Origin of the sequence: Streptococcus sp. (assembly GCF_030528045.1) — a bacterium.
GTDB lineage: Bacteria > Bacillota > Bacilli > Lactobacillales > Streptococcaceae > Streptococcus.
On sequence record NZ_JAUMZR010000001.1, the window covers coordinates 28,763 to 44,803 of the forward strand.

A 16,041-nucleotide genomic window follows, 5' to 3' on the forward strand; every position below is an offset into this window, starting at 1 on the left:
GGGGGACTCAATCTTATTTTTTCTATTGCAAGAATTTACTGACAAGAAGGAGGTGAGAAGATGGCTATTGCAAAGATTATCGTGGATGTTCCCCTGATGCAGACGGACCAGCCATACAGCTACAAGGTCCCTGAGGAATTTGTAGACATGTTGGAAGTCGGTATGCGGGTCCATGTCCCCTTCGGTAAGGGCAATCGTTTGATTCAAGGGATTGTGCTAGGCTTGGAGTCCCAGTTGGATGAAGAGGTTGCCGATCAGGACTTGAAGGAGATTGCAGATGTGCTAGATTTTTCCCCGGTTCTCACTCAAGAGCAACTCTGGTTGGCTGAGGAATTACGCAAGTCTGTCTTTTCTTATAAAATCTCCATTCTAAAAGCCATGTTGCCGGGATTTTTAAACTCCAGTTATGATAAGATTCTCTATCCTTTAGAAGGTCTCAGTCAGGCAGACAAAGAGCACTTGTTTGGTCCCGAAGATTCGCTAGCCTTTTCTTCTCTAGACCTTGCCAAACAGGCAGAAATGATGAGCTTGACGAGAAAAGGTCTACTCCGTTTAGAATACCAGGCAATCGATCAAAAGAAGGTCAAGACCCAGTCTTGGTATGAGGTTGATGCTACTCGACTAGAGCAGATTGAGATTTCTGCGCGTGCCAAGAAAAAGGCAGAGCTGAGAGACTATCTGCTGTCTCATCCTGAAAGTGCTCCTCTGGCTAGCTTGTTAGAATCCTATTCACGGGAGCAAGTCAACTTTTTTGTGGATCAAGGGGCTCTATCTCTAGTCCAAATGGAAGTCCAACGCTCGGCTGCTTATTTTGAAGGGATTGAAGCAAGTACACCTTTGGAATTGAATCCAGAACAAAGACAGGCGCGTGATGCCGTTGTCAGTGCTATTGGCAGTCAACAGCCTCCCTTCCTCCTTCAAGGGATTACAGGGAGTGGGAAGACAGAGGTTTACTTACAAATTATCCAAGGAGCCTTGGACAAGGGTAAGACAGCCATTTTGCTGGTACCTGAGATCTCCCTGACACCACAAATGACGGAGCGTTTCATTGCTCGCTTCGGTGAGAAAGTAGCCATTCTTCACTCAGGCTTGTCCAATGGTGAAAAGTACGACGAATGGCGCAAGGTAGAACGCGGTGATGCCCAAGTTGTTGTTGGCGCTCGATCAGCTATTTTTGCCCCTTTGAAAAATCTGGGTGTCATGATTATCGATGAAGAACATGAAGCTAGCTACAAACAAGACAGCAATCCCCGTTATCATGCCAGAGAGGTCGCCATTCTACGGGCCCAGTACAATCAAGCAGCCCTAGTCCTTGGCTCAGCGACACCGAGCTTAGAAAGCCGTGCGCGGGCTGGAAAAGGTGTCTATCAACACTTACGTCTGACCCAACGGGCCAATCCTTTAGCCACTATTCCTGAGGTTCAAGTGATTGATTTTCGAGACTATATCGGGCAGAATGAGACGTCAAACTTTACGCCCCCTTTGCTAGAAGCCATCCAAGACCGTTTGGATAAAAAAGAGCAGGTAGTTCTTATGCTCAACCGTCGGGGTTATTCTAGCTTTGTTATGTGTCGGGAGTGTGGGACGGTAGATAGCTGCCCCAACTGCGATATTTCTCTGACTCTCCACATGGATACCAAGACCATGAACTGCCATTACTGTGGCTTTTCTAAGGGAATTCCTCATGTCTGCCCCAACTGTCAGAGCCGCAGTATTCGTTACTACGGGACGGGGACTCAGAAAGCCTATGATGAGCTAGCAGAGCTCTTTCCTCAGGCACGCATTCTGCGGATGGATGTGGATACGACCCGCAGGAAGGGCAGTCACCAAGCTCTTCTTGACCAGTTTGGTCAAGGCGAAGCAGATATCTTGCTGGGAACTCAGATGATTGCCAAGGGCTTGGATTTTCCAAATGTGACTTTGGTTGGTGTGCTCAATGCGGACACGGCCCTAAACTTACCTGATTTCCGTTCTTCCGAGAGAACCTTCCAGCTCTTAACTCAGGTGGCTGGTCGGGCTGGACGTGCGGAAAAAGCTGGGCAGGTCTTGATTCAGTCATACAATCCTGAGCATTATGCTATTCGTTTTGCCAAAGACCAAAACTACGAAGGCTTTTACACTTATGAAATGGGCATCAGGCGCCAACTCGGCTATCCGCCTTATTATTTTACGATTGGGATTACCCTCTCTCACAAGAAAGAAGAAGAGGTTGTCAAACGTGCCTATGAAGTCATGGGAATTTTGCGCTCAGGTTTATCGGAAACTAGTAAAATCCTTGGACCAACGCCAAAACCCATTGCTCGTACCCACAACCTTTATCATTACCAGATTTTAATTAAATACCGTTTAGAAGATGAGCTGGGACCGACTCTCAACCAGGTCTTGGCCTTGACTCAAGAACGGGAAAATAGCGAGCTTCGTCTCAGTATTGACCATGAGCCGCAGCAATTTTTATAAGAAGGAGAAGAAATGACAAAACTAATCTTTATGGGGACACCCGACTTTTCAGCGACAGTCTTAAAAGGACTTTTGACAGACGACCGTTACGAGATTCTAGCTGTTGTGACCCAGCCAGATCGCGCTGTCGGCCGTAAAAAAGTGATCCAAGAAACCCCGGTCAAGCAGGCTGCCAAAGAAGCAGGCCTTCCTATCTACCAGCCTGAAAAATTATCTGGAAGTCCAGAGATGGAAGCCATTATGAAGCTAGGAGCGGATGGGATTGTGACTGCTGCTTTTGGACAATTTCTCCCAAGTAAACTCCTTGATAGCATGGATTTTGCGGTCAACGTTCACGCTTCCCTTCTTCCAAAACACCGTGGTGGCGCCCCCATTCATTATGCCTTGATTCAAGGGGATAAGGAAGCTGGTGTGACCATTATGGAGATGGTTAAGGAAATGGATGCAGGGGATATGATTTCCCGTCGCAGTATTCCTATCACAGATGAGGACAATGTCGGAACCTTGTTTGAAAAATTGGCAATCGTTGGTCGCGATTTGCTTTTGGATACGCTACCTGGCTATATAGCTGGTGAAATTCAGCCAGAACCGCAAGATACAAACCAGGTTACATTTTCTCCAAATATTAAGCCAGAAGAAGAGAAACTCGATTGGACTAAAACCAATCGCCAACTCTTCAACCAAATCAGAGGGATGAATCCATGGCCTGTTGCCCACACTTTTCTCAAGGGAGACCGCTTTAAAATTTATGAAGCTCTACCAGTAGAAGGTCAGGGAAATCCAGGTGAGCTTTTGTCTATTAGCAAGAAGGAATTGATCGTCGCAACGGCAGAAGGTGCCCTATCTCTCAAGCAAGTCCAGCCAGCTGGAAAGCCTAAGATGGACATTTCTTCCTTCCTCAATGGAGTTGGACGGACATTGACTGTAGGAGAACGATTTGGTGACTAAAGTAGAAACGGCTAGAAGTCTTGCTCTAGCAGTGCTAGAGGATGTTTTGGTTAACCAAGCATATTCCAATATTGCCTTAAATAAACACCTCAAGGGCAGTCAACTCTCAGTAGCAGATAAGGGGTTGGTGACAGAGATTGTCTACGGAACGGTAGCTCGTAAACTGACTCTGGAATGGTACCTGTCCCACTTTATCCAAGACAGAGATAAGTTAGATAACTGGCTCTATATCCTGCTCCTTCTGAGCGCTTACCAACTTCGGTATCTGGATAAGATTCCTAATCACGCTGTTGTTAATGAAGCGGTAGATCTAGCCAAAGCCCGTAAAAAAGGCAGTGAAAAATTAGTCAACGCCATCCTTCGTCGTATCTTGCGAGAAGGTTGGCCAGATATTGACAGCATCAAACGAAAAAATAAGCGTGATTCCATTGCCTATTCTCTCCCAGTTTGGCTAGTATCTAAGTTCAAGGAAGAATACGGCGAAGAGCAAGCCCAAGCCATTTTTGAAAGCCTATTGGTGCGTAACAAAGCCAGTATTCGAGTGACAGACTTGAGCCGAAAAGAGGAAATCAAATCCGTTTTAGAGGCGAGTGATTCACCTTTGGCGGCCACTGGTCTGGTCAAGGAGCAAGGCCACTTTGCAGGTCATGATTTGTTCGCAGAAGGGGCTATAACCATCCAAGACGAGTCCAGTCAATTGGTTGCTCCGACTCTTGATTTACAAGGTGATGAACAGGTCCTAGATGCCTGTGCCGCTCCGGGTGGAAAAACAGCCCATATGGCTTCTTACCTCACATCCGGTAAGGTGACTGCTCTGGACTTGTATGACCATAAGTTGGACTTGATCCAAGAAAATGCGGAGCGTTTGGGTGTGGCAGATCGAGTGCAAACGCAAAAATTGGATGCCAGAAAGGTACATGAGTTTTTTGCTCAGGCTTCATTTGATAAGATTTTGGTAGATGCTCCCTGTTCTGGGATTGGACTTTTACGCCGCAAACCAGACATCAAATACAATAAAGAAACAGCAGATTTCATGTCCTTACAGGAAATTCAGCTGGAAATATTAGGTAGTGTTTGTCAAACGCTACGAAAAGGTGGTATAATAACTTATAGTACCTGTACTATTGTCTCTGAGGAGAACTTTCAAGTCGTTGAGGCGTTTTTAGAAAGTCATCCCGAGTTCGAGCAGGTTAAACTAGAACACGAATGTAAAGATATCCTGAAAGATGGCTGCATCCTGATCACTCCTGAATTGTATGGAAGTGATGGATTTTTTATCAGCCAATTTCGCAAGATATCAGAATAGGAAGGAACTGACACAATGGAAATAGCATTATTAACAGATGTTGGTCAGAAACGGACAAATAATCAGGACTATGTCAATCACTTTGTCAACCGAGCAGGACGCACTATGATCATCTTGGCTGACGGGATGGGAGGACACCGTGCAGGAAATATCGCTAGTGAGATGGCGGTAACAGACCTTGGTGTGGCTTGGGTGGATACCCAAATTGACTCAGTCAATGAAGTTCGTGAGTGGTTTGCCCACTACCTGGAGATTGAAAATCAAAAAATTCATCAACTAGGTCAGGACGAAGCCTACAGAGGTATGGGAACAACGCTAGAAGCTGTTGCTTTTATTGACAACCAAGCCATCTATGCTCACATTGGAGATTCTCGTATCGGTTTGATTCGTGGAGAAGAATACCACCAGTTGACAAGTGACCATTCTTTGGTCAATGAATTGCTCAAGGCTGGTCAATTGACTCCAGAAGAAGCAGAAACTCACCCTCAAAAGAATATCATCACCCAGTCTATCGGACAAAAAGATGAAATCCAGCCAGATTTTGGGATGATTACACTGGAGTCAGGAGATTATCTCTTGCTCAATAGTGATGGTTTGACCAATATGATTTCGGCAAGTGAGATTTATGATATCGTAACCAGCGATATTTCCCTAGCAGACAAGGCGGCAACCCTTATTCGTTTCGCTAACAATGCAGGAGGTTTAGACAACATTACGGTTGCCCTTGTTTACATGAACGAGGAGGCAGCAGAATGATCCAAATCGGCAAGATTTTTGCCGGGCGGTATCGGATTGTCAAGCAGATTGGTCGAGGAGGCATGGCAGATGTTTACTTGGCCAAGGATTTGATCCTAGACGGGGAAGAAGTGGCAGTGAAGGTCCTGAGGACCAACTACCAGACGGACCCGATTGCTGTGGCACGTTTCCAACGTGAAGCGAGGGCCATGGCGGATCTGGACCATCCTCATATCGTTCGGATAACAGATATTGGTGAGGAAGACGGTCAACAGTACCTAGCTATGGAATACGTAGCAGGCCTTGACCTCAAGCGTTATATCAAAGAACACTATCCTCTTTCAAATGAAGAAGCGGTTCGGATCATGGGGCAAATCCTCTTGGCCATGCGCTTAGCCCATACTCGAGGAATCGTTCACCGGGATTTGAAACCTCAAAATATCCTCTTGACACCCGACGGCACAGCTAAGGTCACGGACTTTGGGATTGCCGTAGCCTTTGCGGAGACTAGTCTGACCCAGACAAACTCAATGTTAGGCTCTGTTCATTATTTGTCACCTGAACAAGCGCGTGGTTCTAAAGCGACCTTCCAGAGTGATATCTATGCAATGGGGATTATCTTCTATGAGATGCTGACGGGACATATCCCTTATGATGGGGATAGTGCGGTTACGATTGCCCTCCAGCATTTCCAGAAGCCACTTCCGTCCGTCATAGCTGAAAACCCATCTGTCCCTCAGGCTTTAGAAAATGTTGTCATCAAGGCAACTGCTAAGAAACTGTCAGATCGTTATCAGTCTGTTTCAGAAATGTATGTGGACTTGTCAACTAGCTTGTCTTATAATCGTCGCAATGAACCGAAACTGGTCTTTGACGATACGAGTAAGGCAGACACTAAGACTTTACCTAAAGTCCCACAAAGTACACTAACATCGATTCCTAAAGCTCCGGCGCAAGAAGAACGCCCTCAGCCAAAGAAACCAACTCAACCAGTGGCAGAACCGGCTCCAGCGCCAAAACCAGCCAAGAAACGGAAGTTTAAGGCTCGCTATATGATTCTTTTGGCCAGTCTTCTATTGGTTGCAGCCTCTTTGGTCTGGATTTTGTCAAGAACACCAGCAACGATTGCTATTCCTGACGTGGCTGGACAAACCGTTGCAGAGGCTAAGGAAGCTCTTAAAAAATCCAAGTTTGAAGCTGGTGAAGAAAAGTCAGAGGCCAGCGATACCGTAGCAGAAGGACGAGTTATTCGAACGGATCCAGAAGCTGGTAGCGGCCGAAAAGAAGGAACCAAGGTCAATTTGATAGTTTCTTCTGGTAAGCAATCCTTCCAATTGAGCAATTATGTCGGACGCAAGTATACGGATGTCGTAGCCGAACTCAAGGAGAAGAAGGTTCCTGAAAATCTAATCAAGATGGAAGAGGAAGAATCCAATGAAAGCGAACCTGGAATCGTCCTCAGACAGACCCCTACTTCGGGTTCGACTTATGATCTCTCAAAAGCCACTACGATTACCTTAACAGTGGCTAAGAAGGTGACTAGTGTCAGCATGCCGAACTACATCGGTTCAAGTCTCGAGTTTACAAAGAATAACTTGACTCAAATTGTCGGTGTGAAGGAAGCAAATATTGAGGTTGTAGAAGTATCGACTGCTCCTGAAGGAACCGCAGAAGGAACTGTTGTAAGTCAAACGCCAAGAGCAGGAGAACAGGTTGATCTTGCAAGTACGCGTATCAAACTTTCTATCTACAAACCAAAAACACCGCCATCAACTTCATCCTCTAATCCTGCCCAACGTGGGAACCAAGGTTCTACAACCACTCCAAACCAGGGGAACCAACAAGGAAATCAACAAGGGAACACTCCTTCTAGTAGTTCATCCAATAGTGAAGGAACTCACGAAAGTTCTCGAGATTAAACGAATCTTTGTCATGAATTCATGACAAAGATTTTTTTTCACAAGATTTTGTGATAAAATATAGGAAGTAGAAAAAAGGAGGAGAAAATGGACGAATCGAGAGAGTTGAATGCCGTCATTGGTGTGATTATGCTAGCAGGAACCATTCTCCTGAAAAGTGGCTCAGAGATTCATCGGGTTGAGGATACTATGATCCGTATTGCCCATTCGCAGGGAATAATGGATTGCAATGTTCTTGCCATGCCTGCAGCTATTTTCTTTTCTATTGAAAACACCAATATTTCTCGGATGAAACGGGTGACCTCATCCTCTTATAACATTGAAAAAGTCTGTGATGTCAACCAAGTATCACGGGAGCTTGTCGGAGGGCAGATTGATCTTTCGACAGCCTTTAAAAAGCTGAAAGAAATCGGCAATCAAGCCCTTCCTTATACCAAGTTCCAAGTAACCGTAGCAGCGACCCTCAGTGCCCCTTTCTTCTCGATTATGTTTGGGGGCAATGTCTATGACGCTTTTGGTGCGGCTATTGCGACCTTATTTGGATTTGCCTTCTCTCTCTATGTAGAGAAGTTTGTCCGCATTCCTTTTGTAACGGCCTTTGCGGGTGCCTTTGTTTTCGGATTGATTGCCCAGTTCTGGGCCCGCCACACAGGATTTCCTTCGACGGCAGACCTGATTATAGCAGGAGCGGTTATGCCCTTTGTTCCAGGCATTGCTCTGACAAATGCGGTACGGGATATCATGACCAACCATATCAACTCTGGTATGAGCAAGATGTTTGAATCTTTGCTCATTACCCTCGCTTTAGGGGCTGGCACCTCTGTCGCCCTGGTTTTGATGACATAAGATGACTCTAACAAGTATTTTGCTCCAAGCAGTGGCGAGTTTACTCGCCATTATCACCTTTCTAATCGTACTGAATGTTCAACGCTCCATGCTCCTACCTGGTGGTATTTTGGGAATGGGCGTTTGGCTCCTCTATCTCGTGCTCAAAGAACCAACCAATGTTATTATTGCGACCTTTATCGCAGCAGTAATTGGCTCTTGCATCAGTCAGATTTTAAGTATTGTCTATAAGACACCAGCGGTGGTCTTTGTCTTGGCCATTCTTGCCCCCTTGGTGCCAGGTTATTTATCCTATCGAACGACAGCTTTCTTTGTGACAGGCGATTACAGCCATGCAATTGCTAGCGCGACTTTGGTGGTTATGTTAGCTCTTGTTATTTCTATTGGAATGGCAAGTGGAACGGTAATTCTAAAGCTTTATTACTACATCTGCAAACAACGAGGAATCTCTTCCTAATACAATCAAAGCAAAGACTTGATTTGTTGAATCAAGTCTTTTTTCTCTCTTTTGTCCCTATTTGTGATAAAATAGAATGAAACGATTTTTTACAATGAATGAAAAAACAGAGGTAAATATGACAATCGGTATTGATAAGATTGGTTTTGCGACCAGTCACTATGTCTTGAAATTACAAGACTTAGCAGAAGCGAGGGGAATTGACCCCGAAAAATTTAGCAAGGGACTCTTGTTAAATGAAATTAGTATTGCGCCACTGACTGAGGACATTGTTACCTTGGCAGCTAGTGCAAGCAACTCTATTTTAACAGACAAAGAAAAAGAAGAAATCGATATGGTCATCGTGGCAACCGAGTCAGGGATTGACCAGAGTAAGGCGGCAGCAGTCTTTGTTCATGGTCTGCTAGGCATCCAGCCTTTCGCCCGTAGCTTTGAAATCAAAGAAGCCTGCTATGGAGCAACAGCTGCCCTTCATTATGCCAAGTTACATGTGGAAAATTCTCCAGAGTCTAAGGTTCTGGTCATTGCCAGTGATATTGCCAAGTATGGTGTAGGAACTCCAGGTGAACCAACTCAGGGTGCTGGAAGTGTGGCGATGCTAATCACTCAAAATCCGCGCATCATGGCCTTTAACAATGATAACGTTGCCCAAACGCGCGACATCATGGATTTCTGGCGTCCGAACTACTCAAGCACTCCTTATGTAAACGGCATGTACTCGACCCAACAGTATCTTGATTGCCTGACAACGACTTGGGATGAATACAAGAAACGCTATGATTGGACTATGGATGACTTTGTGGCTATCTGCTTCCACTTGCCTTATCCTAAGTTGGCCCTAAAAGGCTTGCGCAAGATGATGGACAAGACTCTATCTCAGGAGAAGCAGGATAGTTTGCAAGAAAACTTTGACAAATCCATTCTCTACAGTCAGATGATTGGGAATATCTATACAGGTTCCCTCTTCCTCGGTCTCCTCTCCCTTTTGGAAAATGCAGAGACTTTGAAGGCTGGCGATAAAATTGCCCTCTACAGTTACGGAAGTGGAGCGGTTTCAGAGTTCTTTAGTGGTGAGCTGGTCGAAGGCTATGAGGCTTACCTTGATAAGGATCGCTTGAGCAAACTCAAGCAACGTACAGCATTGTCTGTTACAGACTATGAAAAAGTCTTCTTCGAAGAATTGCAGTTGGATGAGTCTGGCTCAGCTCAATTTGCAGGTTATGAACATCAAGACTATGCCTTGGTTGAAATTGTCGACCACCAACGCCGTTATAGCAAGGTTGAAAAATAATGAAGATAAGTTGGAATGGATTCTCTAAAAAAACATACCATGAGCGCCTTGAGTTGTTACAAGCTCAGGCGCTCCTTAGCCCTGAAAAGCAAACCAGTCTGGAGCAGGATGAACAAGTCAGCTTGGCAGTTGCAGATCAGCTGAGTGAGAATGTGGTAGGAACTTTTTCTCTGCCTTATTCCGTCATTCCAGAGCTTGTGGTGAATGGTCAGGACTACACAGTTCCCTATGTGACAGAAGAACCCTCAGTGGTTGCTGCGGCCAGCTATGCTAGCAAAATCATCAAGCGAGCAGGTGGTTTTACTGCTCAAGTACATGAGCGCCAGATGATCGGTCAGGTAGCCCTTTATCAAGTTGCTGATCCTGAACAAGCGCAAGAGAAGATTGCCAGCAAGAAAGCCGAACTCTTGGAACTTGCCAATCAAGCCTATCCTTCTATCGTCAAACGTGGTGGTGGGGCGCGTGATTTACATGTAGAGCAGATCAAAGGTGAAACAGACTTTTTCGTTGTTTATCTTCATGTCGATACCCAGGAAGCCATGGGAGCCAATATGCTCAACACCATGCTGGAAGCCTTGAAACCAGTCTTAGAAGAACTCAGTCAAGGGCAGAGTCTCATGGGAATCCTGTCCAATTACGCGACAGATTCTCTAGTGACAGCAAGCTGTCGTATCGCCTTTCGCTACTTGAGTCCCCAAAGGGACCAAGGACGAGAAATTGCGGAGAAAATAGCCTTGGCTAGCCGGTTTGCGCAGGCTGATCCTTACCGAGCAGCTACTCATAATAAAGGGATTTTTAACGGTATTGATTCCATTTTGATTGCCACTGGTAATGACTGGCGTGCCATCGAAGCTGGGGGGCATGCCTTTGCCAGTCGAGATGGACGCTATCAAGGCCTCAGCCGATGGAGTCTAGATAGGGACTCAGAAGAATTGGTCGGTGAGATGACCCTACCCATGCCGGTAGCGACCAAGGGTGGCTCTATCGGTCTCAACCCTCGTGTTGCCCTCAGTCACGAACTACTAGGAAATCCTTCTGCCAAGGAATTAGCTCAGATTATCGTGTCCATCGGTCTTGCTCAAAACTTTGCGGCCCTCAAAGCCTTAGTAAGTACGGGCATCCAGCAAGGCCACATGAAATTGCAGGCCAAATCGCTAGCTCTCCTAGCAGGTGCTAGTGAGTCTGAAGTTGCTCCCCTCGTTGAGCGCCTCATCGCAGATAAAACCTTTAACTTAGAGACAGCCCAGCGCTATCTCGAAAACTTAAGATCATAAAAAACTCAGACAAATCAGTCTGAGTTTTCTTGTGTTTATACTCAATGAAAATCAAAAAGCAAACTAGGAAGCTAGCCGTAAGCTGTACTTGAGTGCGGTAAGGCGACGCTGACGTGGTTTGAAGAGATTTTCGAAGAGTATTAAATACTTTTTCCTGGTAATAGGGTGACTGGTAAGAAGTAACCAGTTGTCGCAACTTCCTTACCTTCAATCTTCTGTAAGAGAAGATCAACAGTGAGGTGGGCAATCTCTTTCATAGGTTGCTTAATCGTTGTCAGGTGAGGATAGTAGTTTTCGATAAAGTAAGTCCCATCATAGCCGATGACCTTGAGCTCATCAGGAACAGAGATACCTAGCTCCTGAGCTATTTTGATCACCAGAATAGCTGTCAAATCATCCGAAGCAAAAATCGCATCTGGTTTCTGATGGGTCAAGATATTTTTGATTTCCATTTCTTTTCTGACGGGAGAAAAATCACTCGAAACATTGATAATAGGCGCTTTCGGGAGAACAGAGGCAAATCCAGCATGGCGCAGTCCGGTCGGTGAATTCGAGTTATCATTTCCTGTAATCATGATGATAGACTGAGCTCCAGTCTTGACCAAAGTTTGGGCAGCGAGGACTCCGCCACCGTAGTTGTCAGAGGAGACGACAGGGATGTCTGGAGACAAGTTTCGGTCAAAGGAAATGATCGGCGCCGTCACGCGATTGTAGTCTTCGATGCCCAAGTTGTGACTTCCAGAAATGATACCGTCTACCTGGTTGGCCTCCAGCATTTCAATGTACTCTCGTTCTTTTTCAGAGTCATGTTCGCTGTTACAGATGATGGTCTTGTAGCCATTCTTGAAGAGTTGGTGTTCCAACTTGTCAATCAACTCCGCATAAAAGACATGACTGATGTTTGGGAAAATGAGTCCAATCAACTTGGCAGATTTTCCTTGGAGGCTTCGAGCCAGATTATTGGGCTTGTAGCCAAGCTCTCGCATGGCTTCATTGACCTTTTGAATGGTTTTCTCAGATAGATAACCCTTTTTATTGATGACCCGTGAGACGGTAGTGGGGCTGACGCCTGCAAGTTTTGCGACATCAGTTAGTTTTGCGACCATAATCTAATTCATAGTAAGTTCCAGTTGGGTTTCCAGACTTGATCAGGATACCATTTTGGTCTGCATGTGGGAAAACACGACCAGAAAATACTTTTTCTCCTTTATTGATGAAAATTTCAAAGACTGACTTGTCGATGAAGATAGTGGCAGTAGTAGCTTGGTTATTGATAGGGCAAGAACGAGTCGTACCAAATTCTTGGGCGTACTGTTCACCAGCCTGACTACGATCCACTGTCACCTGTCCATTGACAAGGTCAAAGTTGATTGAAAGCCCCTTGCCTTCTTTGTCAGCGAGCAAGATAATCTCGCTTTGGCTATTGGCCTCCAAGTTGAGCTCCAGTTCATAGGTGTTATTGGTTTGAGTACGATTTGAGAAGACCTCTTCAGAAGAACGAAGTTCTTTGACGGCTGCGACCGGATATTGGTAGAGTTTTCCATCTTTGATAGTGAGTTCTTTGACCAATGAGAAGGTTCCTTGGTGGTCAAAGCGGTCAGATGGGTAGGAAACATCTGGTAATCCAAGCCAGCTAACTGCTAGAGCACGTCCATCAGGAGCGTTGAAGGCTTGAGTTGCATAGGCTTCAAAACCATGGTCTAGATTTTGCAATGAAGACACATCTGCCATTTCGGCATTTTCAGGATCAAAGGAAGCCCCGATTTTGTACATATTTGGATAGATATTGTTGTAGTCTAGGACACCCTTATCCAATCCTTGTGGACAGTAGAGAAGGACAGGTTGCCCCCCCACAAAGACTAGATTTGGACATTCCATCATGTAGGCAGTACGGTCGTTAGAAAAGTCAAGGTCGCCAACTGCTTGCCAGTTTGTATAATCATTGTCCACAGCCTTGTAGAGACGGACGAAGCCTTTTTTCTCCAAGTCCTGTCCACCGACGATAGCATAATATTGACCCTTGAAGTTAAAAATTTGCGGGTCGCGGAAGTGGTCAGTAGAGTCTGCTGGCTGGTCAATCAAGATCTTGTCAATCTTTGTAATCTTGCCATCCTTATCCATCAAAGCACCAATCTGGTATGGGTGACGGATCCAGTTTTCATCACGGACATTTCCAGTATAAAATAGGAACAACTGATTGCCGAACTGCATGGCAGAACCAGAGTAGGCACCGTGGCTATCTAATGGAGTATCTGGCAAAACTTTGACTCCAGTTTCTGTAAAGTGCACTAAATCATCACTTTCAAGCTGCACCCAAGACTTCAACCCATGGGCTGCACCAAAGGGGAAGTTTTGGTAAAAGAGAATCCATTTGCCATCAAAATAAGAAAAGCCATTTGGATCATTGAGAAGCCCCATTTTAGGCTCGACATGGTAACGAGTATGCCAAGGAGATTGTGCCATCTTTTCCTTGATTTGCTTGATTTCATCATTAGACCAGTCTTCATAGCGTCTATAACGGCGCTCGGTTGTCCATTCCATTTTATCTTTCCTCCATAAGTTCTATTCTATTATTAATAGTAAACGTTTTCGGCAAAAAAAGCAAGTCTTTTATGTTGAAAAAAGAAAAATATGTTAAACGATTGCTATAAATCAAGTAAAGGAAATCTGGCAAATTTTCACGAAAAAATGAAAGAAAATGTAAATAAAAGCTTTGATTTCTCAAGTATAAAGATATTTTTTTGAGGAAAAAGAGAATGACCATCAAAAACGAGCAAAAATAATCAAAGAAAAAAGAAAGGATTTAAAAATTTCTGCAAAACGCTTGACATATTTTAGGAACGTGATAAAATAATAGTCGTAGGGCGAATAAAATCGCTTTCAAACAAGAACAAAATTTTATAAGGAGATTTTTGCAAATGAACAATCAGGATATTGCAAAAAAAGTCATCGAAGCCCTTGGCGGACGTGAAAATGTCAACAGTGTTGCCCACTGTGCGACTCGTCTACGTGTCATGGTCAAAGATGAAGGGAAAATCAATAAGGAAGTGATTGAGAACTTGGATAAAGTTCAAGGAGCTTTCTTTAACTCAGGTCAATACCAAATCATCTTTGGTACTGGTACAGTAAACAAGATGTACGACGAAGTCGTTGCACTTGGTTTGCCAACCTCTTCTAAAGAAGACATGAAAGCTGAAGCTGCTAAACAAGGAAACTGGTTCCAACGTGCTATCCGTACTTTCGGTGACGTCTTCGTGCCAATCATCCCAGTTATCGTAGCGACTGGTCTCTTCATGGGTGTGCGTGGCCTTTTCAACGCTCTTGAAATGCCACTTCCAGGAGACTTTGCAACTTACACTCAAATCTTGACAGATACAGCCTTCATCATTTTGCCAGGTTTGGTTGTATGGTCAACCTTCCGCGTATTCGGTGGAAATCCAGCCGTTGGTATCGTTCTTGGTATGATGCTTGTTTCTGGCTCACTTCCAAACGCTTGGGCTGTAGCATCAGGTGGTGAAGTAATAGCTATGAACTTCTTTGGTTTCATTCCTGTTGTTGGTTTGCAAGGTTCTGTTCTTCCAGCTTTCATCATTGGGGTGGTCGGAGCCAAGTTTGAAAAAGCTCTCCGCAAAGTGGTTCCAGATGTCTTGGATCTCTTGGTGACTCCATTCGTGACACTTTTGGTCATGTCTATCCTTGGACTTTTTGTCATCGGACCAGTCTTCCACGTCGTTGAAAACTACATCCTTATTGCTACAAAAGCGATTCTTGCCTTGCCGTTTGGTCTTGGTGGTTTGGTCATCGGTGGGGTTCACCAATTGATCGTCGTATCAGGTGTGCACCACATCTTCAACTTGCTTGAAGTGCAATTGCTTGCTGCGGACCATGCGAACCCATTCAACGCCATCATCACTGCAGCGATGACAGCTCAAGGGGCTGCAACGGTTGCCGTTGGTGTTAAAACGAAGAATCCTAAACTGAAAACACTTGCTTTCCCAGCTGCTCTTTCTGCCTTCCTAGGTATTACAGAGCCTGCCATCTTCGGGGTAAACTTGCGCTTCCGTAAGCCATTCTTCCTTTCATTGATCGCTGGTGCTATCGGTGGTGGATTGGCTTCTATCCTTGGACTCGCTGGTACTGGTAATGGTATCACCATCATCCCTGGTACAATGTTGTACGTTGGTAACGGTCAATTGTTCCAATACCTTCTTATGGTAGCTGTATCATTCGTTCTTGGTTTTGCCCTTACTTACATGTTTGGTTACGAGGATGAAAAAGAAGTTGCTTCTGAAGTAGCGACAGAACGTTTGGTTCAAGAAGAAACAACTGGTAACATTCCAGTAGCTCCTCAAAGTGAAACAATCCAAACTCCAATTGTTGGGGACGTAGTTGCTCTTGAGAATGTTAATGACCCAGTCTTTTCAAGTGGTGCAATGGGACAAGGGATTGCTGTAAAACCAAGCCAAGGTGTGGTTTATGCACCAGCTGATGCAGAAGTATCGATTGCCTTTGCCACAGGACATGCTTATGGTTTGAAGACAGCAAATGGAGCTGAGATCTTGATCCACGTTGGTATCGATACAGTGACTATGAACGGTGAAGGCTTTGAACAAAAAGTTGCTCAAGGCGACAAGGTCAAAGCAGGTGATGTTCTTGGAACCTTTGACTCAAACAAAATCGCTGCTGCAGGTCTTGACGACACAACAATGGTTATCGTAACCAACACAGCAGACTACGCTTCTGTGACACCAGTTGCAAGCGGTTCAGTTGTCAAGGGTGACGTGATCATCGAAGTGAAAGCCTAGTCC

12 protein-coding genes are annotated in these 16,041 nt (G+C 45.0%); 10 read left to right on the forward strand and 2 right to left on the reverse strand.

What is annotated here, in order from left to right; all coding sequences use genetic code 11:
* The first annotated feature begins 60 nt into the window (after positions 1–60).
* The 9 genes from Q4A91_RS00160 (at position 61) to Q4A91_RS00200 (ending at position 11,233) form a co-directional block, all read left to right on the forward strand.
* Positions 61–2,457, forward strand: a complete 2,397-nt coding sequence (locus Q4A91_RS00160) for a primosomal protein N' (RefSeq protein WP_303203936.1) — start codon at positions 61–63, stop codon at positions 2,455–2,457.
* 12 nt (positions 2,458–2,469) lie between these two features.
* The gene (gene fmt / locus Q4A91_RS00165; RefSeq protein ID WP_303203937.1) at positions 2,470–3,405 is read left to right on the forward strand and encodes a methionyl-tRNA formyltransferase; all 936 of its coding nucleotides are present in this window, start codon (positions 2,470–2,472) and stop codon (positions 3,403–3,405) included.
* On the forward strand, positions 3,398–4,711 hold the full coding sequence (gene rsmB / locus Q4A91_RS00170; RefSeq protein WP_303203938.1) for a 16S rRNA (cytosine(967)-C(5))-methyltransferase RsmB: 1,314 nt from the start codon (positions 3,398–3,400) through the stop codon (positions 4,709–4,711). Before fmt ends, rsmB begins: the two co-directional genes overlap by 8 nt.
* A 15-nt stretch (positions 4,712–4,726) precedes the next feature.
* The gene (locus Q4A91_RS00175) at positions 4,727–5,467 is read left to right on the forward strand and encodes a Stp1/IreP family PP2C-type Ser/Thr phosphatase (RefSeq protein WP_000401527.1); all 741 of its coding nucleotides are present in this window, start codon (positions 4,727–4,729) and stop codon (positions 5,465–5,467) included.
* Positions 5,464–7,365 carry a Stk1 family PASTA domain-containing Ser/Thr kinase gene (gene pknB, locus Q4A91_RS00180; protein WP_303203939.1) on the forward strand — a complete coding sequence of 634 codons (1,902 nt, stop codon included), beginning with the start codon at positions 5,464–5,466 and terminating at the stop codon, positions 7,363–7,365. Before Q4A91_RS00175 ends, pknB begins: the two co-directional genes overlap by 4 nt.
* An 87-nt stretch (positions 7,366–7,452) precedes the next feature.
* The gene (locus Q4A91_RS00185) at positions 7,453–8,211 is read left to right on the forward strand and encodes a threonine/serine exporter family protein (protein WP_303203940.1); all 759 of its coding nucleotides are present in this window, start codon (positions 7,453–7,455) and stop codon (positions 8,209–8,211) included.
* A gap of 1 nt (position 8,212) precedes the next feature.
* Positions 8,213–8,668 carry a threonine/serine exporter family protein gene (locus Q4A91_RS00190; protein WP_303203941.1) on the forward strand — a complete coding sequence of 152 codons (456 nt, stop codon included), beginning with the start codon at positions 8,213–8,215 and terminating at the stop codon, positions 8,666–8,668.
* Between the two features lie 118 nt (positions 8,669–8,786).
* Positions 8,787–9,959: a hydroxymethylglutaryl-CoA synthase gene (locus Q4A91_RS00195; RefSeq protein WP_303203942.1), complete on the forward strand. Its 1,173-nt coding sequence runs from the start codon at positions 8,787–8,789 to the stop codon at positions 9,957–9,959.
* Positions 9,959–11,233, forward strand: a complete 1,275-nt coding sequence (locus Q4A91_RS00200; RefSeq protein WP_303203943.1) for a hydroxymethylglutaryl-CoA reductase, degradative — start codon at positions 9,959–9,961, stop codon at positions 11,231–11,233. Before Q4A91_RS00195 ends, Q4A91_RS00200 begins: the two co-directional genes overlap by 1 nt.
* A 140-nt stretch (positions 11,234–11,373) precedes the next feature.
* Here Q4A91_RS00200 and Q4A91_RS00205 read toward each other — a convergent pair whose 3' ends face one another.
* On the reverse strand, positions 11,374–12,339 hold the full coding sequence (locus Q4A91_RS00205) for a LacI family DNA-binding transcriptional regulator (protein WP_000225990.1): 966 nt from the start codon (positions 12,337–12,339) through the stop codon (positions 11,374–11,376).
* Positions 12,320–13,774 carry a sucrose-6-phosphate hydrolase gene (locus Q4A91_RS00210; RefSeq protein ID WP_303203944.1) on the reverse strand — a complete coding sequence of 485 codons (1,455 nt, stop codon included), beginning with the start codon at positions 13,772–13,774 and terminating at the stop codon, positions 12,320–12,322. Before Q4A91_RS00210 ends, Q4A91_RS00205 begins: the two co-directional genes overlap by 20 nt.
* A 377-nt stretch (positions 13,775–14,151) precedes the next feature.
* Between Q4A91_RS00210 and Q4A91_RS00215 the strand changes: the two genes are divergently transcribed.
* Positions 14,152–16,038: a sucrose-specific PTS transporter subunit IIBC gene (locus Q4A91_RS00215; protein WP_303203945.1), complete on the forward strand. Its 1,887-nt coding sequence runs from the start codon at positions 14,152–14,154 to the stop codon at positions 16,036–16,038.
* Positions 16,039–16,041 lie beyond the last annotated feature (3 nt).